The organism is Pseudomonas prosekii, assembly GCF_900105155.1.
Taxonomy (GTDB): domain Bacteria; phylum Pseudomonadota; class Gammaproteobacteria; order Pseudomonadales; family Pseudomonadaceae; genus Aquipseudomonas; species Aquipseudomonas prosekii.
On the sequence record NZ_LT629762.1, the window covers coordinates 4,562,110 to 4,586,356 of the forward strand.

Annotated in this window: 22 protein-coding genes, 4 tRNA genes and 1 riboswitch; of the genes, 19 read left to right on the forward strand and 7 right to left on the reverse strand. The window is 56.6% G+C overall.

From position 1 onward, the window contains the following. Positions 1 to 116: 116 nt before the first annotated feature. From BLU01_RS20750 to astE, 7 genes are all read left to right on the forward strand, one after another. The gene (locus BLU01_RS20750; protein ID WP_092279029.1) at positions 117 to 1,337 is read left to right on the forward strand and encodes an aspartate aminotransferase family protein; all 1,221 of its coding nucleotides are present in this window, start codon (positions 117 to 119) and stop codon (positions 1,335 to 1,337) included. Positions 1,338 to 1,532: 195 nt separating this feature from the next. Then, positions 1,533 to 2,552 (forward strand): arginine/ornithine succinyltransferase subunit alpha, encoded by a 1,020-nt coding sequence (gene aruF, locus BLU01_RS20755; protein WP_092279031.1) that lies wholly within the window; start codon positions 1,533 to 1,535, stop codon positions 2,550 to 2,552. A 79-nt stretch (positions 2,553 to 2,631) separates the two neighbouring features. Continuing rightward, positions 2,632 to 3,657: an arginine N-succinyltransferase gene (gene astA / locus BLU01_RS20760; protein ID WP_092279033.1), complete on the forward strand. Its 1,026-nt coding sequence runs from the start codon at positions 2,632 to 2,634 to the stop codon at positions 3,655 to 3,657. Continuing rightward, positions 3,654 to 5,123, forward strand: coding sequence for a succinylglutamate-semialdehyde dehydrogenase (gene astD / locus BLU01_RS20765; RefSeq protein WP_167370480.1), 1,470 nt, complete (start codon positions 3,654 to 3,656; stop codon positions 5,121 to 5,123). The genes astA and astD overlap by 4 nt, the downstream gene beginning before the upstream one ends. 166 nt (positions 5,124 to 5,289) lie before the next feature. Further along, complete coding sequence (astB, locus tag BLU01_RS20770; protein ID WP_092279037.1) at positions 5,290 to 6,636, forward strand: N-succinylarginine dihydrolase; 1,347 nt, start codon at positions 5,290 to 5,292, stop codon at positions 6,634 to 6,636. A 63-nt stretch (positions 6,637 to 6,699) separates the two neighbouring features. Beyond that, positions 6,700 to 6,990 carry a topoisomerase II gene (locus BLU01_RS20775; protein ID WP_092279039.1) on the forward strand — a complete coding sequence of 97 codons (291 nt, stop codon included), beginning with the start codon at positions 6,700 to 6,702 and terminating at the stop codon, positions 6,988 to 6,990. Between the two features lie 12 nt (positions 6,991 to 7,002). After that, positions 7,003 to 8,013 carry a succinylglutamate desuccinylase gene (gene astE / locus BLU01_RS20780; RefSeq protein ID WP_092279041.1) on the forward strand — a complete coding sequence of 337 codons (1,011 nt, stop codon included), beginning with the start codon at positions 7,003 to 7,005 and terminating at the stop codon, positions 8,011 to 8,013. A 168-nt stretch (positions 8,014 to 8,181) separates the two neighbouring features. On the opposite strand, the gene BLU01_RS20785 is transcribed toward astE, so the two are convergent. Then, positions 8,182 to 8,691, reverse strand: a complete 510-nt coding sequence (locus BLU01_RS20785) for a 6,7-dimethyl-8-ribityllumazine synthase (protein WP_092279043.1) — start codon at positions 8,689 to 8,691, stop codon at positions 8,182 to 8,184. Between the two features lie 105 nt (positions 8,692 to 8,796). Next, a riboswitch (FMN riboswitch) is annotated at positions 8,797 to 8,967 on the reverse strand. A 198-nt stretch (positions 8,968 to 9,165) separates the two neighbouring features. Between BLU01_RS20785 and ltaE the strand changes: the two genes are divergently transcribed. The 7 genes from ltaE to BLU01_RS20820 all read left to right on the forward strand — a co-directional run bounded on the left by ltaE (position 9,166) and on the right by BLU01_RS20820 (position 15,132). Then, on the forward strand, positions 9,166 to 10,170 hold the full coding sequence (ltaE, locus tag BLU01_RS20790) for a low-specificity L-threonine aldolase (RefSeq protein WP_092279045.1): 1,005 nt from the start codon (positions 9,166 to 9,168) through the stop codon (positions 10,168 to 10,170). Between the two features lie 146 nt (positions 10,171 to 10,316). Continuing rightward, positions 10,317 to 12,935, forward strand: a complete 2,619-nt coding sequence (alaS, locus tag BLU01_RS20795) for an alanine--tRNA ligase (RefSeq protein WP_092279047.1) — start codon at positions 10,317 to 10,319, stop codon at positions 12,933 to 12,935. Between the two features lie 90 nt (positions 12,936 to 13,025). Beyond that, positions 13,026 to 14,267, forward strand: a complete 1,242-nt coding sequence (locus BLU01_RS20800) for an aspartate kinase (RefSeq protein WP_054044740.1) — start codon at positions 13,026 to 13,028, stop codon at positions 14,265 to 14,267. A 189-nt stretch (positions 14,268 to 14,456) separates the two neighbouring features. Beyond that, entirely contained in the window at positions 14,457 to 14,645 is a 189-nt protein-coding gene (csrA, locus tag BLU01_RS20805) for a carbon storage regulator CsrA (protein WP_003178872.1), read from the forward strand. Positions 14,646 to 14,707: 62 nt separating this feature from the next. Then, positions 14,708 to 14,798, forward strand: a tRNA-Ser gene (locus tag BLU01_RS20810). Between the two features lie 108 nt (positions 14,799 to 14,906). Next, positions 14,907 to 14,983 (forward strand) — tRNA-Arg (locus BLU01_RS20815). A 72-nt stretch (positions 14,984 to 15,055) separates the two neighbouring features. Continuing rightward, positions 15,056 to 15,132, forward strand: a tRNA-Arg gene (locus BLU01_RS20820). A 19-nt stretch (positions 15,133 to 15,151) separates the two neighbouring features. Here BLU01_RS20820 and BLU01_RS20825 read toward each other — a convergent pair. Continuing rightward, positions 15,152 to 15,640, reverse strand: coding sequence for a cell envelope protein SmpA (locus BLU01_RS20825; RefSeq protein WP_092281680.1), 489 nt, complete (start codon positions 15,638 to 15,640; stop codon positions 15,152 to 15,154). Between the two features lie 321 nt (positions 15,641 to 15,961). Here BLU01_RS20825 and mgtE point away from each other — a divergent pair, with 321 nt between their 5' ends. Then, positions 15,962 to 17,404 (forward strand): magnesium transporter, encoded by a 1,443-nt coding sequence (mgtE, locus tag BLU01_RS20830; protein WP_092279049.1) that lies wholly within the window; start codon positions 15,962 to 15,964, stop codon positions 17,402 to 17,404. A gap of 104 nt (positions 17,405 to 17,508) precedes the next feature. On the opposite strand, the gene BLU01_RS20835 is transcribed toward mgtE, so the two are convergent. After that, complete coding sequence (locus BLU01_RS20835) at positions 17,509 to 17,835, reverse strand: Arc family DNA-binding protein (protein ID WP_003178899.1); 327 nt, start codon at positions 17,833 to 17,835, stop codon at positions 17,509 to 17,511. Positions 17,836 to 18,218: 383 nt separating this feature from the next. Between BLU01_RS20835 and phnN the strand changes: the two genes are divergently transcribed. Next, the gene (phnN, locus tag BLU01_RS20840) at positions 18,219 to 18,791 is read left to right on the forward strand and encodes a phosphonate metabolism protein/1,5-bisphosphokinase (PRPP-forming) PhnN (RefSeq protein WP_092279052.1); all 573 of its coding nucleotides are present in this window, start codon (positions 18,219 to 18,221) and stop codon (positions 18,789 to 18,791) included. Here phnN and BLU01_RS20845 read toward each other — a convergent pair. Both BLU01_RS20845 and BLU01_RS20850 read right to left on the reverse strand, forming a co-directional pair. Then, on the reverse strand, positions 18,766 to 18,945 hold the full coding sequence (locus BLU01_RS20845) for a PA3371 family protein (RefSeq protein ID WP_092279054.1): 180 nt from the start codon (positions 18,943 to 18,945) through the stop codon (positions 18,766 to 18,768). The two genes, phnN and BLU01_RS20845, sit on opposite strands and share 26 nt — an antisense overlap. 20 nt (positions 18,946 to 18,965) lie before the next feature. Further along, a complete protein-coding gene (locus BLU01_RS20850; RefSeq protein WP_092279056.1) occupies positions 18,966 to 19,196 on the reverse strand; it encodes a hypothetical protein in 231 nt (76 codons plus the stop codon). A gap of 284 nt (positions 19,197 to 19,480) precedes the next feature. Between BLU01_RS20850 and BLU01_RS20855 the strand changes: the two genes are divergently transcribed. The 3 genes from BLU01_RS20855 (at position 19,481) to BLU01_RS20865 (ending at position 22,301) form a co-directional block, all read left to right on the forward strand. Next, positions 19,481 to 19,557 (forward strand) — tRNA-Arg (locus BLU01_RS20855). A gap of 349 nt (positions 19,558 to 19,906) precedes the next feature. Then, positions 19,907 to 21,253, forward strand: a complete 1,347-nt coding sequence (locus tag BLU01_RS20860; protein ID WP_092279058.1) for a DNA cytosine methyltransferase — start codon at positions 19,907 to 19,909, stop codon at positions 21,251 to 21,253. A 19-nt stretch (positions 21,254 to 21,272) separates the two neighbouring features. Then, positions 21,273 to 22,301 (forward strand): PmeII family type II restriction endonuclease, encoded by a 1,029-nt coding sequence (locus tag BLU01_RS20865; RefSeq protein WP_092279060.1) that lies wholly within the window; start codon positions 21,273 to 21,275, stop codon positions 22,299 to 22,301. 137 nt (positions 22,302 to 22,438) lie between these two features. On the opposite strand, the gene BLU01_RS20870 is transcribed toward BLU01_RS20865, so the two are convergent. Together BLU01_RS20870 and BLU01_RS27630 are read right to left on the reverse strand one after the other, a co-directional pair. Next, positions 22,439 to 22,867: a lysozyme inhibitor LprI family protein gene (locus BLU01_RS20870; protein ID WP_092279062.1), complete on the reverse strand. Its 429-nt coding sequence runs from the start codon at positions 22,865 to 22,867 to the stop codon at positions 22,439 to 22,441. A 133-nt stretch (positions 22,868 to 23,000) separates the two neighbouring features. Further along, entirely contained in the window at positions 23,001 to 24,194 is a 1,194-nt protein-coding gene (locus tag BLU01_RS27630; protein ID WP_157720176.1) for a lysozyme inhibitor LprI family protein, read from the reverse strand. Positions 24,195 to 24,247 lie beyond the last annotated feature (53 nt).

Genomic DNA, 24,247 nt, shown 5'->3' on the forward strand with positions numbered 1-24,247 from the left:
CGGGGTTGGCGCTATAAGAAGTTGTCGCTTGGCGGCAAGGCCGGGCTGAAAACTGTCCTTACAATCCCCTCATCGCTCGCCAGTTTCAGGCGGGTGTTCCTCTTCAGGAGACTCCGATGTCCGTTGAGCACGCTGCGGTACAACGCGCCGATTTCGACCAGGTAATGGTTCCCAACTACGCGCCTGCCGCTTTCATCCCTGTGCGTGGTGCCGGTTCCCGCGTTTGGGACCAGTCTGGCCGCGAGCTGATCGACTTCGCCGGCGGGATTGCCGTCAACGTATTGGGCCATGCGCATCCGGCGCTGGTCGGTGCCTTGACCGAACAAGCGAACAAGCTGTGGCACGTGTCCAACGTGTTCACCAATGAGCCGGCCTTGCGCCTGGCGCACAAGCTGATCGACGCCACGTTTGCCGAGCGCGTGTTCTTCTGCAACTCGGGCGCTGAAGCCAATGAGGCCGCTTTCAAGCTGGCCCGTCGCGTCGCGTTCGACCGTTTCGGCAGCGAGAAGTACGAAATCATCGCCGCGCTTAACAGCTTCCACGGCCGCACTCTGTTCACCGTCAACGTCGGTGGCCAGTCGAAATATTCCGACGGTTTCGGTCCGAAAATCACCGGCATCACCCACGTTCCTTACAACGACCTGGCTGCGCTGAAAGCTGCGATTTCGGACAAGACTTGCGCCGTGGTGCTGGAACCGATTCAGGGCGAGGGCGGTGTATTGCCGGCCGAGCTGGCTTACCTGCAAGGCGCCCGCGAACTGTGCGACGCGAACAATGCGTTGCTGGTGTTCGACGAAGTGCAAACCGGCATGGGCCGCAGCGGCAAGTTGTTCGCCTACCAGCATTACGGCGTGACCCCGGACATCCTCACCAGCGCGAAAAGCCTGGGCGGCGGCTTCCCGATCGCGGCCATGCTGACCACTGAAGAGTTGGCCAAGCATTTGGTGGTCGGCACCCACGGCACCACTTACGGCGGCAACCCGCTGGCGTGCGCGGTCGCTGAAGCAGTGATCGACGTGATCAACACCCCTGAAGTGCTCAGCGGCGTCAACGCCAAGCACGACAAGTTCAAGGCTCGCCTGGAGCAGATCGGCGAGAAATACGGCCTGTTCACTCAGGTGCGTGGCTTGGGTCTGTTGATCGGTTGCGTGCTCAATGATGCATGGAAAGGCAAGGCCAAGGACATCTTCAACGCCGCCGAGCGTGAAGGCCTGATGATCCTGCAAGCCGGCCCGGACGTGATTCGTTTCGCCCCGAGCCTGGTGGTGGAAGACGCCGACATCGACGCCGGCCTCGACCGTTTCGAACGCGCTGCGGCGAAACTGGCACAAGCCTGATAGACCTTTCGACGCCTGATGATTCAGGCGTCGATGCAAATTTTTATGCCGGACCCGCTTTTCTGTAGGAGTGAAGCTTGCTCGCGAAGGTGTGTCAGTCACTGTGATGTCGACTGACACACCTTCGCGAGCAAGCTTCGCTCCTACAAGGGGCCGGCTTATTTCCCCACAAGAGTTAGAGAAAGGAGTGACACCATGCTGGTGATGCGCCCCGCGCAAATGGCTGATCTGGGCGAGGTACAGCGTCTGGCTGCGGACAGCCCGATTGGTGTCACTTCCTTGCCGGATGACGTTGAACGCCTGAGCGACAAGATCGCCGCGAGCGAAGCGTCGTTTTCCGCTGAAGTCAGTTTCAACGGTGAAGAGAGCTATTTCTTCGTCCTCGAAGACTCCGCCACCGGCAAACTGGTCGGCTGCTCGGCCATCGTCGCCTCGGCCGGTTATTCCGAGCCGTTCTACAGCTTCCGCAACGAAACCTTCGTTCACGCCTCCCGCGAACTGAAGATCCACAACAAGATCCACGTGCTCTCGCAGTGCCACGACCTGACCGGCAACAGCTTGCTGACCAGCTTCTACGTGCTGCCGGAGCTGGTGGGTTCGCCGTGGTCGGAACTCAACTCGCGTGGGCGCTTGCTGTTCGTCGCCAGCCACCCGGAGCGTTTTGCCGATTCGGTCGTTACCGAAATCGTTGGTTACAGCGATGAAAACGGCGACTCGCCGTTCTGGGACGCAATCGGGCGTAACTTCTTCGACCTCAACTACGCCGCCGCCGAGCGTCTGTGTGGCCTGAAAAGCCGCACGTTCCTCGCCGAACTGATGCCGCATTACCCGATCTACGTGCCGCTGCTGCCGGACACCGCGCAAGAAGCGATGGGCCAGGTGCACCCGCGCGCGCAGATCACGTTCGACATCCTGATGCGCGAAGGTTTTGAAACCGATCATTACATCGACATCTTCGACGGCGGCCCGACCTTGCACGCGCGCGTCTCGGGAATTCGTTCGATCGCCCAGAGCCGAGTGGTCCCGGTGAAAATCGGCGAGCCAGTCAAAGGTGCCGGTCGCCAATACCTGGTAGCCAACGCACAGTTGCAGGATTACCGCGCGGTATTGCTCGAGCTCGATTACGCGCCCGGCAAACCGGTGACCCTGGACCTGGAAGCGGCCGAAGCATTGGGCGTCGGTGAAGGTGCAAGCGTGCGCCTGGTAGCGGTTTGACCGCTGTTTTTTGCTCAACAGAATGCCTGAAAGCAGCGAGTTTCACGGGTGGCGCAAGCGGCCCGTTTGAGGAGATAGCATGATCGTTCGTCCCGTACGCAGCAGCGATTTACCCGCTCTGATCGACCTGGCCCGGAGCACCGGCACCGGCCTGACCACTTTGCCGGCCAACGAAGAACGTCTGGCCCATCGGGTCGGCTGGGCCGAAAAGACCTTCAGCGGCGAAGCCGGGCGCGGTGATGCGGATTACCTGTTCGTGCTCGAAGATGACGACGGCGTCGTGGTCGGCATTTCCGCTATCGCTGGCGCGGTCGGCATGCGTGAGCCTTGGTACAACTTTCGCGTCGGCCTGACGGTCAGCGCCTCGCAGGAATTGAACATCTATCGCGAGATTCCGACGCTGTTCCTCGCCAACGACCTGACCGGCAACTCGGAATTGTGCTCGCTGTTCCTGCACGCCGATCACCGCAATGGCTTCAACGGCCGTTTGCTGGCGAAGGCGCGGATGTTGTTCATCGCCGAATTCCCGCAGTTGTTCGGCAACAAGATCATCGCCGAAATGCGCGGCGTGTCGGATGACGCCGGGCGCTCGCCGTTCTGGGAAAGCCTGGGCCGGCACTTCTTCAAAATGGAATTCAGCCAGGCTGATTACCTGACCGGCGTCGGCAACAAGGCGTTCATCGCCGAACTGATGCCGAAGTTTCCGCTGTACACCTGCTTCCTTTCGCCGGACGCGCGCAACGTGATCGGCAAGGTGCACCCGGACACCGAGCCGGCGCTGTCGATGCTCAAAAGCGAAGGCTTCAGCTATCAGGGTTACGTCGACATTTTCGACGCCGGCCCGTCGGTGGAATGCGAAACCGGCAAAATCCGCGCGGTGCGTGACAGCCAGGCGCTGGTGCTGGCAATCGGCACGCCGGGCGATGACGCTACGCCATTCCTGATTCACAACCGCAAGCGCGAGGACTGCCGCATCACTGCTGCCTCGGCACGCTTCGCCGCCGGTACGTTGGTGGTCGATCCGCTGACCGCCAAACGTCTTCAACTCAACGCCGGCGATCAAGTGCGCGCCGTGCCGTTGTCCGCTGCTCGGGAGTCGAAATAATGAATTCGCTATACATCGCAGGTGAATGGCTGGCCGGCCAGGGTGAGGCGTTTCAATCGCTGAACCCGGTGACCCAGCAAGTGCTGTGGACCGGCGAAGGCGCCACTGCCCCTCAGGTTGAATCGGCCGTGCAAGCCGCGCGTCAGGCGTTTCCGGGCTGGGCTCGGCGCACGCTGGACGAGCGCATCACGGTGCTCGAAGCCTTCGCCGCCGCGCTGAAAAATCACGCTGACGAACTGGCGCGTTGCATCGGCGAAGAGACCGGCAAACCGCTGTGGGAATCGGCGACTGAAGTCACCAGTATGGTCAACAAGATTGCCATCTCGGTGCAGAGCTACCGTGAACGCACGGGCGAGAAGAGCGGCCCATTGGGCGACGCCACCGCCGTGTTGCGCCACAAGCCACACGGCGTGGTTGCGGTGTTCGGCCCTTACAACTTCCCTGGCCACTTGCCGAACGGGCACATCGTGCCGGCGCTGCTGGCCGGTAACAGCGTGCTGTTCAAACCGAGCGAGCTGACGCCGAAAGTTGCCGAACTGACAGTTAAATGCTGGATCGAAGCCGGTCTGCCGGCCGGTGTGTTGAACCTGCTGCAGGGTGCGCGTGAAACCGGCATCGCGTTGGCGGCGAATCCGGGTATCGACGGTCTGTTCTTCACCGGTTCGAGCCGCACCGGCAATCACCTGCATCAACAATTTGCCGGTCGCCCGGACAAGATCCTCGCGCTGGAAATGGGCGGTAACAACCCATTGATCGTTGACGAAGTGGCAGATGTCGATGCCGCTGTTTACACGATTATTCAGTCGGCGTTTATTTCCGCCGGCCAGCGTTGCACCTGTGCACGCCGCTTGCTGGTGCCGCAAGGCGCGTGGGGCGATGCGTTGCTGGCGCGATTGGTAGCGGTCAGCGCGACGATTGACGTTGGCGCGTTCGATCAGCAACCAGCGCCGTTCATGGGTTCGGTAATTTCCCTCGGCGCGGCGAAAGCGTTGATGGATGCCCAGGAACATCTGTTGGCCAATGGCGCCGTGGCGCTGCTGGAAATGACCCAGCCACAGGCGCAAGCCGCGTTGCTGACGCCGGGCATTCTCGATGTGTCGGCGGTCGCGGACCGTCCGGATGAAGAGCTGTTCGGCCCGTTGCTGCAAGTGATCCGCTACGCTGATTTCGAAGCGGCGATCACTGAGGCCAACGACACCGAATACGGCTTGGCGGCAGGTTTGCTGTCGGATTCCGAAGCGCGTTACCAGCAGTTCTGGCTGCAAAGCCGCGCCGGTATCGTCAACTGGAACAAACAGCTGACCGGCGCCGCGAGCAGCGCGCCATTCGGCGGCGTCGGCGCCTCGGGCAACCACCGCGCCAGTGCGTATTACGCGGCGGATTATTGCGCGTACCCGGTCGCGTCGCTGGAAACCCCGAGCCTGGTGATGCCGGCGACGCTGACGCCTGGCGTGAAGATGGCGTAGCGCCCATTCGCGGGCAAGCCTCGCTCCCACAGGTTTTGTGTCGTTCGCATGATTGGCGCACACCACAAATCCTGTAGGAGCAAGGCTTGCCCGCGAAGGCCGCGCCTCGGTCTAAAAGAATGACTACCAGATGCCTACAACAACAGATTCTCGTGGAGCCTCGCTGATGAAATCCTATGAAGTCAATTTTGACGGTCTAGTGGGGCCGACCCATAACTACGGCGGGTTGTCCTACGGCAACGTCGCGTCCCAGAGCAACAGCCAGCAATCCTCGAACCCGAAGGAAGCTGCGCTGCAAGGCCTGGCGAAAATGAAAGCGCTGATGGAAATGGGCTTTCAACAAGGCGTATTGGCACCGCAAGAACGCCCGGACGTCGCCGCATTGCGCCGTTTGGGTTTCGGCGGCAGCGACGCCGAAGTAATCCAGCGCGCCGCCAAAGAAGCGATGCCGTTGCTGGTCGCCAGTTGCTCGGCCTCGAGCATGTGGGTGGCCAACGCCGCCACTGTCAGCCCAAGTGCCGACACCGCCGATGGCCGCGTGCACTTCACCGCCGCCAACCTCAATTGCAAATATCACCGCAGCATCGAGCATCCGACCACCAGCCGCGTGCTCGGCGCGATGTTCGCTGACCAGAAGCACTTCGCCCACCACGCCGCATTGCCGGCGGTGGCGCAGTTCGGCGACGAAGGCGCGGCCAACCACACGCGTTTCTGCCGTGAGTACGGCGAGGCGGGCGTGGAGTTTTTCGTCTTCGGTCGCAGCGCTTTCGACAACCGTTACCCGGCGCCGCAAAAATACCCGGCGCGCCAGACCCTCGAAGCCTCGCAAGCGGTTGCGCGTCTGCACGGTTTGAGCGATGACGGCGTGGTGTACGCGCAGCAGAATCCTTCGGTGATCGATCAGGGCGTGTTCCACAACGACGTAATTGCCGTGGGTAATGGCGAGGTTTTGTTCTATCACGAGGACGCGTTCCTCGACACCGAACAGATGCTCGCCGAACTTGCCGGAAAACTCGCCAAGGTCGGTGGGAAATTTCAGTCTGTTTGCGTACCGCGTTCCGCAGTAACTGTTGAAGACGCGGTTCGGTCCTACCTGTTCAATAGCCAGTTGCTGTCGCGTCCTGACGGCTCGATGCTGTTGATTGTTCCGGAAGAATGCCGGGGCAATGAACGCGTCTGGCAATACCTGCAAGGTTTGACCAGCTCTGGCGGGATCATCAGCGAAGTGAAGGTGTTTGACCTCAAGCAAAGCATGCAGAACGGCGGTGGCCCTGCTTGCCTGAGACTTCGCGTGGCACTCAATGAAACCGAACTGGCGGCGGTCAATCAGGGCGTTATCATGACGGCGCCGTTGTACGGTTCGCTGACCGCATGGGTCGACAAGCACTACCGCGACCGCATGACCGAAAACGATCTGGCGGACCCGCAATTGTTGCTTGAATGCCGGACGGCACTGGATGAATTGACGCAAATCCTTAAACTGGGCGCGGTTTATCCATTCCAGATCAATTGATCAACGGCGCGTCTGCGGTCACGACGGCGCGCTGCTTCATCTCCAACGAGAGCGTAAACACCCATGAGCGATACCCTGCAGCTGATCCTTGAAGACACCGACGGCACGCAACTGGAAACTTCCTGCACCCGCGTCGCGGTCATGTGGCAAGGCAAAGAGCTGTGGATTCAGCAAGACGGCCGCGGTCAATTGCTGATCGGCGTTGACGTCGAAGAAGGCGATGCCGAATACGCCAACCTGCTGCTGCGCCCATTGGCGACTAATCTGGTAAGTCTGCAACTGGAAATGGAACCGGCTGAAGTCGGTGACGACGAAGACCACGTGCACGGCCCGGATTGCGCCCACGACCACTAAGGAATTCGCTCTATGCTCGCCCTCGGCAAACTGCTTGAACTGACCCTCGCCGGCCGCGAACCGGCGGAGAAGACTCAACTGACTGTCGAAGGCGTGCGCATGCGCTGGTTGAGCGAAGGTGCGCTGGAAGTCCGGCCGCCTGAAGCGCGCGACAATGGCTTGGACCTGCTGCTATCGGCGGGGATCCATGGCAACGAAACAGCGCCGATCGAGTTGCTTGATCGTCTGTTGCACGACATCGCTCGCGGCGATCTGAAGCCGCGCGCACGTATTCTGTTTCTGTTCGGCAACCCTGAAGCGATCCGTCGCGGCGAGCGGTACATCGAGCAGGACGTCAACCGGCTGTTCAACGGCCGTCACGAACAAAGCAGCGGTTCCGAAGCCCTGCGCGCCTGTGAACTCGAGCGCCTCGCGGCGAGTTTCTTCAGCCTGCCGGACCGCGAGCGTTTGCACTACGACCTGCACACGGCGATTCGCGGCTCGAAGATCGAGCAATTTGCGTTGTATCCGTGGAAAGAAGGTCGCCAGCATTCACGCCTGCAACTGGCGCGTCTGCGCGCCGCCGGCATGGAAGCGGTGCTGCTGCAGAACAAGCCGTCGATCGTCTTCAGTTCGTACACTTACGACAAGCTGGGCGCCGAGGCCTTTACCCTGGAATTGGGCAAGGCGCGGCCGTTCGGGCAGAACGACGGGGTGAATGTCGATCTGCTGGAAACGCGTCTGAAGCAAATCATCGAAGGCACTGAGCCGCCTGCCACCGAAGCCTCACTCGACGGTTTGCAGCTGTTCAGCGTGGCGCGGGAAATCATCAAGCACAGCGACAACTTCCGGTTGAACCTGCCAGCGGATGTCGAGAACTTTTCGGAATTGGAAGTGGGTTACGTGCTGGCCGAAGACATCGCCCAGACCCGCTGGATCATCGAAGAGCAGGGCGCGCGGATTATCTTCCCCAACCCCAAAGTCAAAAACGGCCTGCGCGCCGGCATCCTGATCGTGCCGACCAGCGACGACAACCTCGCCTGATCCCGATTTCGAAACCGACGTAAAACCAATGTGGGAGCGAGCTTGCTCGCGACTACGGTGCATCAGTCAACATGACCATCGACTGACAATCCGCCATCGCGAGCAAGCTCGCTCCCACATTTTGATTTGGGTGAGGCAGAAGACCTCACCCAGACCAGAGGTTTGTGCTTAAACCGCTACCGCGCGCGGCTCATTACGACGCAACGCACGCATTTTATGCAGCGTATCCGCGCAGGTCTTCGCCGCTTCCTGGCCCTTGTGCACGAAATGCTCGAAGAAGAACTTCTGATGTTCTTCGCCTGCATGGAAGTGATGCGGGGTCAAAACCACCGAGAACACTGGCACTTCGGTTTCCAGCTGAACCTGCATCAGGCCGCTGATCACCGATTGGGCGACGAACTCATGGCGGTAAATCCCGCCGTCGACCACCAGGCCTGCAGCGACGATGCCGGCGTAACGGCCGGACTTGGCCAGCAGCTTGGCGTGCAGTGGAATTTCAAAGGCACCGCCGACTTCGAAGAAATCGATGTCGGATTCCTGATAACCCTGGGCAAGCATTTCGGCGACGAAGCCATGACGGCTCTGATCGACGATTTCCTTGTGCCAGCAGGCTTGGATGAACGCGACGCGCTCGCCCTGATGGTTTTTGCTTTTGCTGTCGATTGCGGTGGGTTGCATGTTCTGGTTCCTGTTTGTGTGAAAAACAGGGCTTATGAATCGAATGGGATTTAAGGGTGCGCGCGCTCGCATAAAAAATGCTCGCGGTCGGCCCTTTGGCGCCAATCCCGTTCTCTCTTCATCCGGACTATGACCGTCGGCCCCGGGATCACACCGGGTCTGCTGACCTTGTCGCCAAACACCGCCGAAGCAGGTCTGGCACCAAGCGCTCGCGGGCTATGCGCATTGCGCGCAATTACCGCCGGTGGGGAGTTGCACCCCGCCCTGAGAACGTTTTGCCGCCCGATTGTCGGGCGGCGGAGCTTTTTTAACACATATTCCCGGGCTGCGCATTCCTGCATTCTGATGATTGATATCGAGTTTTCCGAAGCTGCGAAGGCTCTTTTGCGCGACCAAGGGTTGATTAATCGTCGGCCTGCCCGCAGTAATTCAACCTGCAAAAGTAAATCTCCCCTACATACCGAGGCCGGATTCATGAGCGTTATCGATCTTCGCAGCGACACCGTCACACAACCGTCCCAGGCAATGCTCGAGGCGATGGCCGCTGCGGACACTGGTGACGACGTGTATGGCGAAGATCCGACGGTCAATCGTCTGGAAACCGAACTGGCAAAACGGCTGGGTTTTGCCGCCGCGTTGTTCGTGCCGACGGGCACCATGAGTAATTTGCTCGGGTTGATGGCGCACTGCGAGCGCGGCGAGGAATACATCGTCGGTCAGCAGGCGCACACCTATAAGTACGAAGGTGGCGGGGCGGCGGTGCTCGGTTCGATCCAGCCGCAACCGCTGGAAGTCCAGGAAGACGGGTCGCTGGACCTGGCGCATGTAGCTGCCGCGATCAAACCGGATGACTTCCATTTCGCCCGCACCCGCTTGCTGGCGCTGGAAAACACCATGCAGGGCAAAGTCCTGCCGCTGGAATATCTGGCTCGGGCGCGCAGCTTCACCCGCGAACATGGCTTGGCGTTGCACCTGGACGGCGCGCGGTTGTACAACGCGGCGGTGAAGCTCAACGTTGATGCGCGGCAGATCACACAGCATTTCGATTCGGTTTCGGTGTGCCTGTCCAAAGGGCTTGGCGCGCCGATCGGTTCGGTGTTGTGCGGCTCGGTCGAGTTCATCGCCAAGGCGCGGCGCTTGCGCAAGATGGTCGGCGGCGGCATGCGTCAGGCCGGGATTCTGGCGGCAGCGGGGCTGTATGCGTTGGATCACAACGTCCAGCGCCTGGCCGACGATCACGCCAATGCGCAAGCGCTGGCCGATGGTTTGCGCGAGGCCGGTTACGCCGTCGAGCCGGTGCAGACCAACATGGTTTACGTGGCCATGGGTGAGCGCGCCGACGCGCTCAAGGCCTTCGCCGCCGAGCGCGGGATCAAGCTCAGCGCCGCCGGGCGCCTGCGCATGGTCACGCACATGGACATCAGCCGCGCGCAAATCGAGCAAGTCATCGCGACATTCGTCGAGTTTTCGCGCAACTGACAGGGTTAGCCGTCCAATTGACCGTTTCTATCGTATAAACACGCTGTACCCCGCGCGCAGGGCCGATATAATGCGGCCCTTTGCCGTCGCTTCGTCTGTTGACGTTTTGCACAGGCCTTTGGCCGCAGCCTCCGTGGAAGAACCTAATGAAAAGCGCAGAAATCCGTGAAGCCTTCCTTCGCTTCTTCGAAGAGCAAGGCCACACCCGTGTAGCCTCCAGCTCTTTGATTCCGGGCAACGATCCAACCCTGCTGTTCACTAACGCGGGGATGAACCAGTTCAAGGACTGCTTCCTGGGCCAGGAAAAACGTGCGTACACCCGTGCGACCAGCAGTCAGAAATGCGTGCGCGCCGGTGGCAAGAACAGCGACCTGGAGAACGTCGGTTATACCGCTCGTCACCACACGTTCTTCGAAATGCTCGGTAACTTCAGCTTCGGTGATTACTTCAAGCATGACGCGATCACCTACGCCTGGACCTTCCTGACCGGCGTCCTGAAACTGCCGAAAGACAAACTCTGGGTAACGGTCTACGCCTCGGACGACGAGGCTTACGACATCTGGACCCAGCAGATCGGCGTACCGGTCGAGCGCATGATCCGCATCGGCGACAACAAAGGCGCGCCGTACGCCTCGGACAACTTCTGGACCATGGGCGATACCGGCCCGTGCGGCCCGTGCACCGAGATTTTCTACGATCACGGCGAGCACATCTGGGGCGGCCCACCGGGTTCGCCGGAAGAAGATGGCGACCGTTACATCGAGATCTGGAACAACGTTTTCATGCAGTTCAACCGCACCGCCGACGGCGTGTTGCATCCGTTGCCAGCACCGTCGGTTGACACCGGCATGGGCCTGGAGCGGATCAGTGCGGTGATGCAGCACGTGCATTCCAACTATGAAATCGACCTGTTCAAGAACCTGCTGAGCGCTTCGGCCCAGGCGATTGGTTGCAGCAACGATGATCAGTCGTCGCTCAAAGTGGTTTCCGACCACATCCGTTCGTGCGGTTTCCTGATTGCCGATGGCGTGTTGCCGTCCAACGAAGGTCGCGGCTATGTGCTGCGCCGGATCATCCGTCGGGCCTGCCGTCACGGTAACAAGCTTGGCGCGACCGGCAGCTTCTTCTACAAGATCGTCGCGGCGCTGGTCGCCGAAATGGGCGATGCGTTCCCGGAACTCAAGCAGCAACAGGCCAATATCGAGCGCGTGCTCAAGGCTGAAGAAGAGCAGTTCTCCAAGACGCTGGAGCACGGCTTGAAGATTCTCGAGCAAGATCTGCTGGAACTCAAAGGCACCGTGGTGCCGGGCGACGTGGTGTTCAAGCTGTATGACACTTACGGTTTCCCGATGGACCTGACCGCCGACATCGCTCGCGAGCGCAACTTGACCGTCGATGAAGTCGGCTTCGAACGCGAAATGGAAGCCCAGCGTGTACGCGCGCGGTCGGCCAGTTCGTTTGGCCTCGACTACAACACCCTGGTCAAGGTTGACGTGGCGACCGAGTTCACCGGCTACAAGGCCACCAGCGGTTCGGCGAAGATTGTTGCTATCTATAAAGAAGGGCGCTCGGTTGACGTCTTGAGTGAAGGTGAAGAAGGCGTGGTCGTACTCGACCAGACGCCGTTCTACGCTGAATCGGGCGGCCAGATTGGCGACTGCGGTTACCTGCAAGTCGGCAGCAGCCGTTTTGACGTGCGCGACACCACCAAGACTGGCGGCGCGTTCCTGCACCACGGCGTGCTGGCACTCGGCAGCCTGACGGTCGGCGCCCCGGTTGAAACCCATGTCGATGCCGAAGTGCGTCACGCCACGGCGTTGAACCACTCGGCGACGCACTTGCTGCACGCGGCGTTGCGTCAGGTGTTGGGCGAGCACGTTCAGCAGAAAGGTTCGTTGGTCGACAGTCAGCGCCTGCGCTTTGACTTCAGCCACTTCGAGGCGATCAAGCCTGAGCAGTTGAAAGCCCTGGAAGACATCGTCAACGCCGAGATTCGCAAGAACTCCGCCGTTGAAACCGAAGAAACCGACATCGAGTCCGCCAAGCAAAAAGGCGCCATGGCGCTGTTTGGCGAGAAGTACGGCGACAACGTGCGCGTGCTGAGTATGGGCGGCGCGTTCTCCGTCGAATTGTGTGGCGGCATTCACGCCAGCCGTACCGGCGACATCGGTCTGCTGAAGATCGTCAGCGAAGGTGGTGTGGCTTCCGGCGTGCGTCGTATCGAGGCGATCACTGGCGCTGCGGCGCTGGCGTACCTGAACGCTGCCGAAGAACAACTCAAGGAAGCGGCCAACCTGGTCAAGGGTAGCCGCGACAACCTGATCGACAAGCTGTCGGCTGTGCTTGAGCGCAACCGTCTGCTGGAGAAGCAACTCGAGCAGTTGCAAGCCAAGGCTGCCAGCGCGGCGGGCGACGATCTGTCGGCCTCGGCGCTGGATGTCAAAGGCGTGAAAGTCTTGGCCGTGCGTCTGGACGGTCAGGACGGCAAGGCGCTGCTGGCGCTGGTCGATCAATTGAAAAACAAACTCGGCCGCGCAGTGATCCTGCTCGGCAGTGTCCATGAGGAAAAGGTCGTTCTGGTTGCAGGCGTAACCAAAGACCTGACTGGCCAACTCAAAGCCGGTGATTTGATGAAGCAAGCCGCTGCGGCAGTGGGCGGGAAGGGCGGTGGTCGTCCGGATATGGCGCAGGGCGGTGGTGTAGACGCCGGCGCACTGGACGCGGCACTGGCCCTGACCGTTCCATTTGTAGAGCAGGGTTTATAAGGCGGTTTGCCGGGCGCGCGGTCTAGTAGCGCGCCCGGCAACTGTTTGAGTGATTATTGGGCGCCCTTCATGGGCAGAGGCGGCTTTGAAATGGCTTTGATCGTACAGAAATTTGGAGGCACCTCGGTCGGCACTGTCGAGAGAATCGAGCAGGTCGCCGACAAGGTTAAGAAATTCCGCGATGCCGGCGATGACCTGGTGGTTGTGCTGTCTGCAATGAGCGGCGAGACCAACCGTCTGATCGATCTGGCCAAGCAAATCAGTGGCGACGGGCAACCGGTTCCGCGCGAACTGGACGTGATTGTTTCCACCGGTGAGCAGGTGACGATTGCCCTGTTGGCAATGGCGCTGATCAAGCGTGGCGTGCCAGCGGTGTCCTACACCGGTAATCAGGTCCGAATCCTGACAGACAGCGCGCACAATAAAGCGCGTATCTTGCAGATTGACGATCAGAAGATTCGCGGTGACTTGAAGGCGGGTCGCGTGGTGGTTGTCGCCGGTTTCCAGGGCGTCGACGAGCACGGCAACATCACCACCCTCGGGCGTGGCGGCTCCGACACTACCGGTGTGGCGCTGGCAGCAGCGTTGAAGGCTGACGAATGCCAGATCTACACCGATGTCGATGGCGTCTATACCACCGATCCGCGCGTTGTCTCCGTGGCCCAGCGCCTGGACAAGATCACCTTTGAAGAGATGCTGGAAATGGCCAGCCTCGGTTCCAAGGTGTTGCAGATTCGCGCGGTGGAATTCGCCGGCAAGTACAACGTTCCGCTGCGCGTACTGCACAGCTTCAAGGAGGGTCCGGGCACCCTCATTACTATTGATGAAGAGGAAACCATGGAACAGCCGATCATTTCCGGCATCGCTTTCAACCGCGATGAAGCCAAGCTGACCATCCGTGGCGTGCCAGACACCCCGGGCGTTGCGTTCAAGATCCTTGGACCAATCAGCGGCGCGAACATTGAAGTCGACATGATCGTGCAGAACGTTGCGCACGATAACACCACCGACTTCACCTTCACTGTCCACCGTAACGACTTCCAGGCCGCGCAAACGGTACTGGAAAACACCGCTCGCGAGATCGGTGCCCGTGAAGTGGTCGGTGACATCAAGATCGCCAAGGTCTCGATCGTCGGCGTCGGCATGCGTTCTCACGCAGGCGTGGCGAGCCGCATGTTTGAATCGCTGGCCAAGGAAAGCATCAACATCCAGATGATCTCGACCTCGGAAATCAAGGTTTCGGTAGTGATCGAAGAGAAATACCTGGAACTGGCTGTGCGCGCTCTGCACACGGCTTTCGAACTGGACGCACCGGCCCGTCAAGGCGAGTGATGCGTTTGCCGAAGGGCGCGGTCTGACCGCGCCCTTCGTCTTTTTTGAATGGCGCGGGCCAGGACTCTGTTCTTTTGCTCGCGCTGGTCAATACTCAGGCATGCAGGGCTGCGACCGCTCCGGTTGTAGGTCGAGTGCCTTTTTTTTGCAGACTGTTGTCCCTGAAATGAAATGCGTGAGGAGAAAGGTATGCTGATTCTGACTCGTCGGTGCGCAGAAAGCCTGATTATTGGTGATGGCGAAATCACTGTAACCGTGCTCGGCGTCAAAGGAAATCAAGTGCGTATTGGCGTTAACGCGCCTAAAGAGGTTGCTGTTCACCGCGAGGAAATCTACTTGCGGATCAAGAAAGAGAAGGACGACGAACCAAGCCATTAATTTTTATCGTTTTTTATGTTTGCAAACGGGGAAAAGGTTGGTTAAGATACGCCCCGTGTTGCGGAGAGCTGGCCGAGTGGCCGAAGGCGCTCCCCTGCTAAGGGAGTACACCTCAAAAGGGTGTCGGGGGTTCGAATCCCCCGTTCTCCGCCATTATTTGCGTAGTACGTTGTAATCTAGCTTCTTCGGTAAGTTGTTGAAATTACTAGAAAAAAGCGGTTGACATAGAGATTAGACGGCCTATAATGCGCGGCAACAAATGCACTCGTAGCTCAGCTGGATAGAGTACTCGGCTACGAACCGAGCGGTCACAGGTTCGAATCCTGTCGAGTGCACCATTTAAGAGTTGTTTGCAGTAATGCAGGCAACTTTGCTTCAACCAGTTGTGGTCTGGTTTAAAAACACAAAATGCACTCGTAGCTCAGCTGGATAGAGTACTCGGCTACGAACCGAGCGGTCACAGGTTCGAATCCTGTCGAGTGCACCAAACACCAAAAAGCCTGCGTCTAACGCGGGCTTTTTGCCGTCTGGGATTTGGCTTTTCCTTTCACGCATCCTTTCTCATCGAACTCCACCTGGGCGGTGCGGCCTCGCTTGAGGTCATAGCTGTAGCGCGTGGATGAATTGCGAATATTGATCTTGTGCGGTTTACCGAGCGCGCTTTCGACATCCTGTTGGCTCATGCCGGCAACGACGCGCTGATTGATGATCGCTTCACGCCTTTGCTTGGCGTTGATCAAGTTTCCACATTTATCCTCTGATCGGCCGACAATCGTTGGCTCCCTCCTTCTGGTATTGGATCTTTCCGGCATGATCGCTACGACCGTGCCAGGCATGAATGGGCTCACGGTCTGTACTGAAAGACTTTCCTCAGTCTTGCAGCTCATGGTGGTGAAGGTCACTTGTCCATCGGCTGACTCGCAGCGGTGAATGGTTGCAGCATAAGCTTTGGGTAAAAGGCAGAGCAGGGCGATCAACAGCAGAATCAGCGGCATTTCGACGTCCTCCATGACGTTGTGACTGAAGGGTAGACGCTCCTTTTTGAAGCGCCTGTGTGTTTTCTTTTCAGGATAAGTCGTCGCACCTGTATGGATAAGGACAGCGCTCAGGTTTGTCTTGCAAGCGCTTGTTTCAGCCACGATTTTTTAACGTCTTAAACCGTCAGGCGGTGTATCATTGCGCCCGTCAGCCCCGCCGGGGCTTATGGAATACCTCCATGGACTTACCCAGTAGTTGTTTAGTAACCCGTTTTTCCAATCATGAATTGACTGATTGATTCTTCCGGCGTGCCCCGCTGCTGGGAGTGGAGTTCGCCTATGTCCGAAGTTGAAGTAAAGAAAACGCAAGAAAGCCTGCAAGACCGCCTCGCTCAAGTTGTTGAGCTGTTGCAGCGTCAGCGGGTAGTCGAAGACCTGACTCATCGCCAGGAAGGTCCGCATCACGACCGGGTCGAGAACCTGGTTCACCGGCAGAACCTCGTCGAGCTGCAGCGCAAACTCGACGACCTGCACTCCGCCGACGTCGCTTACATTCTTGAAGCCCTGCCGCTGGACGATCGTCTGACGCTTTGGCAGTTGGTCAAGGCTGATCGTGACGGCGACATTCTGCTCGAAGTATCCGATTCGGTGCGTGAAACGCTGATCGCCGACATGGACGATCACGAACTCCTGGCCGCCGCCAAGGACATGGATGCCGACGAACTCGCTGACCTGGCTTCCGAGCTGCCGCGCGACGTCGTCCATGAGCTGATGGAAACCCTCGATGGCCAGCAGCGTGAGCGCGTGCGCTCCGCGTTGTCCTATGACGAGGAGCAGGTCGGCGCACTGATGGACTTTGAGATGGTGACGATCCGCGAGGATGTCAGTCTCGAAGTGGTTCTGCGTTATCTGCGTCGCCTCAAGGAATTGCCGGGCCACACCGACAAATTGTTTGTCGTCGACTACGACGGCGTGCTCAAGGGCGTGTTGCCGATCAAGCGGTTGCTGGTCAACGATCCGGACAAGAAGGTGGCCGACGTCATGGCCAGCGATCCGGTGAGTTTTCACCCGGACGAGGACGCCTACGACGCTGCGCAGGCGTTCGAGCGTTATGACTTGATCTCCGCGCCGGTAGTCGACAAAAACGGCAAGCTGATCGGTCGTCTGACTATCGATGAGATGGTCGATCTGATCCGTGAAGAGAGCGAAAACGAAGTTCTCAACATGGCCGGTCTGCGCGAAGAAGAAGACATCTTCGCCTCGGTCTGGAAATCCCTGCGTAACCGCTGGTCCTGGCTGGCGGTGAACCTTGTGACAGCGTTTGTCGCGTCGCGGGTTATCGGCCTGTTCGAGGGCTCCATCGAGAAGCTGGTGGCACTTGCGGCACTGATGCCGATCGTTGCGGGCATCGGCGGCAACTCGGGTAACCAGACGATCACCATGATCGTGCGGGCCATGGCGCTGGACCAGGTCAGCACCGGCAACACCTCGCGGCTGATGCGCAAGGAATTGGCGGTCGGTTTGATCAATGGCGTGGTCTGGGGTGGGGTGATCGGGGTTGTCGCCTATCTGCTTTACGGCAGTTGGTCGCTGGGCGTGGTGATGACTGCGGCGATGACACTTAACTTGTTGCTGGCGGCATTGATGGGCGTGTTGATCCCCATGACGCTGGCCCGCTTGGGGCGCGACCCGGCAATGGGCGCCAGTGTGATGATCACGGCCATGACCGACAGCGGTGGGTTCTTCATCTTCCTTGGCTTGGCGACAATTTTCCTGCTCTGATCCGTTACTTCAAGGCCCGCCAGATTGGCGGGTTTTTTTTTGTGCCTCAAATTCAAGGCAAAAAAAAGCCAGCAATTATGCTGGCTTGAATTTTTTGCTATGGATCAGGACGCGTCTGCGGCCATCTCAGCGTCGTGAGCGATCAGCGAAACCAATGCGTTCTGCTGACGGTGGGACAGTTGACGGAAACGTTGCAGCAATTCGCGTTCGTGCAGCGACAGCTCCGGGCTGTCCAGACGCATGCTCAATTCTTCGCCCAGTGCGCCTTCCTGAATAAGACTCTGCTCAAGGCGCGCAATGATTTCGGAGTTCATGCTGCGATGATGATTGCGAGCCACCTCGGCAATGCGTTCACGCATTCCGTCTGGCAGACGTACGACGAACTTGTCAGCCGTACGGCTGGAATAAATTGCCTGTTTCAATGGGCGCATATATTTAACCGGTTAGTTCAGGGGAGCGGTTCTCGGGATTGGCCGCAGGATGTCTGATAGGACAAGCACTCTGGCCAAATGTTCAACCTGAATTGATAGAGGCTCGCATCATGCCTCAAAATTGCCAGATCATTGGCGTCAATTCTGTGACAAATATTGAACTGGATAAAGGCTTTATGCCAGCACCAATTATCAGAAATGCGGACTGGTTTGAAAAACCGCTTTGACCACACCTCTGGCCGCGTCCTCTTGCCTCCCGGTGATGTTCAAAACCGTTTGAAGGCGCATGCTATGCGGATTCGATCAATGTTCCTTACCTTTTGAAGGATAGTGGCAAATGGCCGATTTACTAGTGGCGCTGCGCTGTGCGGGATGATTTCAAGATGGATGGCAGGCTGATTTATCTGATTGGGCCATCCGGGTCGGGCAAGGACAGCTTGATTGAGGCGGCTCGCGAGCCTTTGCTAGCGGCAGGGTGTGAGGTCGCTCGCCGGGTTATTACTCGTTCGGCCGAATCAGTTGGCGAGGATGCGGTTGGCGTTACCCCGGCAGAATTTCAACGCCTGAGGGAGGAGGGGAGTTTTGCGCTGTATTGGAGTGCGAATGGCTTGGATTACGGCATCCCTGCGCGTATTGATCAATGGCTTGAGGATGGTCGGTATGTACTGGTCAACGGATCTCGGGGGCATCTGCCGATTGCGTTGGAGCGTTATCCGGCATTGCTCCCGATTTTGCTGACAGTGGAAACCGACGTGCTACGGAAGCGGCTGTTGCGGCGGGGACGTGAAACTCGCGAGGAAATCGAAGCCAGGCTTCGGCGCAATGAGCTTTTCGTTGCGGATGACTCGAGCGGTGGTCCCGTCATCCATCGGCTTGATAACTCTGGCGACTTGGATATCACAGTTATCCGCCTATTGGATCTGCTCAGCTCTAGCGTAAAACCGGATCGAATTTGATGCGTCGCCCGGCGATCAACGCCAGTAAAAACAGTGCGCCAAATACTGCACACGCGATCAGCGGCAGCGTAGCAGTGGAATTTTCAGCGATAGACAAATGAAAAATGCCGCTCAGCAAAGTCAGGATCAGAAATCCAGTGGCTGATTTGGACATTGCGGTGCTCCTGGTGAAAGTCAAAAAATCAAACGGTCGGAAGAATGCTGGGTCAGTGTGGTTTGCTGGCTGACTTCTTTATTAGCAGAAGCTTGGCGGTCATTCATCACGGCCAATTGCGGCGCTTTCTGCAGTTGAAGGTAGTGCGGCATGCGCCGAGCCACCATTTCAGCGTCATTCTCGGGGGCAAATTGAAAGCCAAGCAGCACCGTCAGGGCTATTGCGTTCGAGATTAAGAGAGCGCTGTTCATGGGGCTATCCTCCATTGTTCTTGGAGTAGATCTAAAGCAGCCACCGTGCCAACAGTCTAATGCGTTATAAATCCTTTAAAAACAACTAGTTATCTTGTGTTCGGGGAGGGGTGCTAGTGCAATTTGCAATGATGGCGTTTTGGAGGGGGTGCATTTTGCACGGCGCGCAAAGGTGCTGATGCTTTTGCCTATACTTAAAAAGGCTGTGGACGACATGACAAACACGGGGCTGCCCGTTACCATGCTCGCCGTCCTTCGTACCGCGGTCCTCGCGGGCGATTCGTGTCTCAGTAGCTCAATTGGATAGAGCATCCCCCTCCTAAGGGGAAGGTTGGCAGTTCGAACCTGCCCTGGGACACCATATTATTCAAGCTCTCCAGCGATTCACGCGAAGAGAGCAAAAGGTTCATGGGGGCAGGGCGGGTGCAAGGCGGGTGCAAGGCTAACATCCGGCTCCAAGAAATCCCCTCTCGGCCCTAGTTCCTTACATCGGGATATCGGGGCATGAGTCGAATTTTGCCTGGACACCAATTCCAGTGACCGTCCCAATCGTCTCGAAAGCCAGAATTCTCACCGTGAGCTGAGGTTGGGGGTGATTGTTCGCAACCAGCTTCACCATTGAGTTACCATGCTCCGTCCTTGCTCCAGCCTCATGAAAACCTCAAAAAAGGCTTTTCATTTGGATCTGTTGAGCTACAGCATGAGTGGAAATGATGATTGTGAAAAAGCTAAAGGTTATATCGCTGTTTTCAGGTGGAATGGGACTTGATCTCGGCCTTAAGGAAACTGATCGGTATGAGCTTCTAGCATGCGTAGAAAAAGTCCCTGCCTATTGCGACACTATTCGTCTAAACAGAGAAGCTGGACACCTTCCCGCTAACCTCAAGATTTATGAGGGGGATATTTCAAATATCGACCCTTACGAAGTACTCGCAGCAACGGGATTAAAGCCCGGCGAGTTAGATGTCTTAGTAGGCGGTCCGCCTTGCCAATCATTCAGCACGGCTGGAAATCGGGGAACTGTCCAAGATCCCCGAGGGACATTACTTTGGCAGTTCTTGAAGTTTGTCGAAGTTATGCAACCAAAATTTTTTATTATGGAGAACGTCCGAGGGCTGATATCCGCAGCTCTTCGTCATCGTCCTATAGCGGATCGCCCACCGAAAGGGCCGGAGCTATCCTTTGAAGAGATGCCTGGGTCTGTCATGAGACTATTTTCCCAAGATCTTCAAAAGCTAGAAAACTCGGAGTACCACCTGGACATATTTGAAGTTAACTCTGTTAACTATGGAGCACCACAAATCCGGGAAAGGGTGCTATTCATTGGCAATAGGTTCGGTGCACAGGTTGCATTTCCTGACCCAACACATGGACCTAGTTCCGACGCATTGGTGGGAGAGGATTTATTTTCCAAGCCCTTACAGCTTAAACGCTGGAAAACCTTGGGGGATGTTATATCCGATTTAGACGAATCAAATCCTGAGATTATGGATTTCAGTCCCAGAAAGAAAGGGTTTCTTTCATTGGTTCCTGAAGGTTCGAATTGGAGAAGTCTTCCGGAGGAGATCCAAAAGGAATCTATGGGCAAAGCATGGCATGCCAAAGGGGGGAGATCCGGCTGGTGGCGGAGACTTACCATGGAGCTACCTTGCCCAACCCTTGTCACTATGCCTAACCATTCCAGTACTTCCCTATGCCACCCTGTCCATACTCGTGCATTATCTGTAAGAGAGTATGCGCGCATACAAGGGTTTCCGGATTATTGGCAATTTTCTGGAAAGACGGTGGACAAGTATGCCCAAATTGGAAATGCGGTTCCTGTGCGACTTGGAGCCGTGGCAGGACATGTTATCGCTGAATGTTTTGATCTTCTGGAGGCTAACGGCTGGAAACCCCTCGAGAAGGCTCCAGATGCATTTAGAATCGTATACATCCAGTCTCACGTGAGAACTCGGCGTTGGTTCAAAAACGGTAAAACTATCGTTTGGGATAAAGAAACTGACGACGCGGACTACGGAAAGTCAAAGACCAAGAGACTGATAAGGTCATTGGCATAATTTCATACGGAGTAAAAAAATGGCGAAGAGGCACCCGGGTCTACCCAAAGCTGAAAGTATCGTTTTTTCGAAAAGCGAATTGCTTGAGCAGCTTATGGCGGTTGACCTTAATATGGCTTCCCGCGCCCGAGCTTTAAGGATGGAAGAGCATTTTAGGCGAAAAATAGACCAGCATGTAGGTTCGCTCATAGATGGTGATGCGAATTTTGCAAAATTCTCTACTAGCCCCTATGTTTTAATGATGCATGCTAGGAAAAATCGTTACACTCGTGTCAGCGAGATAGAGCACGACATTCTCCCAGCGAAACTATTTTCATCGATGGAGACCTCTGCTGGTCGGGCCGTTGAGGTTGTGGCATTACCCATATATGACTGGACGCCAGTTCTAAGTCAGATGCATTCAGCCAATTCGGCTTTAGATGGCCTGCATGTGGCGGAAGACAAAGTACAAGTTGTAACGCTAAAAAGCGGACCTCGTTGTCTCAATGATGAGATGAGCGAAAATTTTGCCGATGCGATCATCAGTAACCTTCAAGCTTGGGCCCACGAACATAGTGTACAAAAAGTTGAGTTTACGTATGGCGTACTCTACGGCACACAGAAGCTATCAAATAAAAAAGACTGGCACATTTTTAAGAATCTCGAATTAAAGCTGGGCTCAGAGTGTTTTACTACATCACCTAAAGGGCGTTGGGATTGTAGTTTTACCTATAACGGAATCGAAGTTGAAGCCGGGATACGAATCGGGAAAGACTGGTGGACCCATCTAGGCGGTAGGCTTGGGTTGGCGGAGTTGGCAGTGGCACTGATTCGAGCATGTATAGCACCTGGTGAAGTCGACTCACCAGATCATCAGTACACGATTCAAGACCTGCATAGCATTGTGTCCTTAGCTTCTGTGCCAGAGGATTATAATCCCGCAGTATTACAACGTAGCCAACTGGCTTGGTATTTCTTCTTCATGAGACATTTTTGCGACACCATGATTGAGGGGCTACCTTACATAGATCTACAATCTATAGTTAAACCAGAAGCCGTCGTGATCTAATTTCTCTATCGAAGCGGTGACAGCCGCGTGACAGTGCTCCGATCAAAAAGGCCCCGCTCTGAATCTCTCAGGCGGGGCCTTTTACGTTTTATTCATCTGAGTGAGCGAGCTGGACGCTTGTTATTGCAGGCTAACACTCACAACGCGTCGCTCTCAGCCTCTTCATCTTTCCCGGCGCCGTTCTTAGCAAACCATTCCAGCGTGTCTGCACGCTCCAAGGTCATACTCAGTTCGCACCCCGCCCCTTCTAGAAGGTCCATCGTGCCTCCGGTGAGGGAATAGTACATGCTGCAATCAGCCTTTCGAAACTTCACCCATAGAGCTTGGCCTTCTTGCAATTTCCTCATCTTCCCGACAGGTAAGACAGTAATCGCCGACTTATAAGCCTTATCCATCCGGGCATTTTGCTTGACTAACTCTGCATAGCTGCAATCGCTAAGCGCGGATGTGTTACCGCCTGACTTATCAGTGCAAGCACTGTATGCAGCAGAATATTCGCTTTTTGCAAATACGGAGGGGGAGCAAAAAGCTACAAGGAGAGCGGTTGCTATAATGTGATGGCGCATGAATACAACTCCAATTTTTGATGTTCAACGCGGGGGGGCTTTGAGGGCAATCCAACCCGGAACACGCTCTATGGTTTATGACGCTCGAATCAGAACGTCACGTATGTTTCTATATAATGACTTGCGCAGACGGTCAGGCAGAATATAGTGCAGGGTCAAGTTCTAAACATTCGGATAGAGACGTAAATTCAGCCCTACGGCAAAGCCATGCGGTAAAGAAAGTATATCCCGCAGACACAGCTACTATCTGAACTTTAGTATTTCTTGACTCTCTGCGTCGTCGGGCCTCTGCCTGCGTTAGAGATTCCCCTTTTCTTCGAGCTCCACCAAAAAATGAAAGTATCAGGAATCCCATGACAACGTAAAACACAGATACAAACGTTAACTTCGCGACAATAGTTAGTAAGATATTTAGACCGCCGCGATTACTTTTGAATGCTGTATATACTGCAAAAAATACCGCCGACAGTACCCCGGTGACTACACACACTTGGTACACTTGATGAGGCAATCCGAGCCAGCCACAGAGAAGGCCTATACCCCAGCCAGTGACTGGCAGCAAATTAGTGATCGTTGCATCTGTATAGTTATTGTAGATAGTGGCTTCCTCTCTGCGGTGCCGCTTAACCGCCCAGCAGGACATTACGACCGCTACTATCAGCGCACACTTCCATAAAACGCTGAATATTTGCTGCCAAAGCGTTTCTTCACGAGTCGCTGCGACTTGAGTTTGCGGTTGCTGGGCTGTCTGATAGGCTGGTGTTTGATAGGTAGATGAAACAGAGGCGGTATTCGACTGAGAATAGACGGTCTGCTGCTGTGCCGCCTGTCGCCGGTGTTGATAAGCCTGCTCTTCTGCTACATATGCCTCGTGTTTGCGTCGAGCTCGATCGGCGTTCTCAGCTTGAGATTTGGCCGCTTGCTGTTGCTGTTCTGATTCCAGTTTTCGCCCTATTTCGGCCCTCGTAAAGTCTTCAATCGCCTTGAATCGAGTGACCATTGCTTTATCGAGACATTTTTGTGTAGTGCACTGGTTTCGAGTAGCAAGCCATTCATGCTGGGACTCGATAAGAGCGTCCTGTCGGTCAGAAGCCTTCAGCAACGCAGCTTTGTAGTTTTGACTGAGGGATGTGTCGAGGCTGGAAAGGTAGCCGTCGCGGCAAATTTCCTTTTCGGCAAAATTGCTCGCTTTAGCACAGTCGAAGCTTGCAGCTATTGAGTTGCTGGTAACCACTGCCAGTAGTAGCGCTATAGTCCGGTGAATAACCATCCTGAAAGATCCCTCCTCTGAAAAAAAACGAGAGTAGGCATAACGGCTTAGCCCCATACCCTCTCCCACATCCCTCAAACAGGCTTAGAAGCTTTAGCTTCTGCCATAAG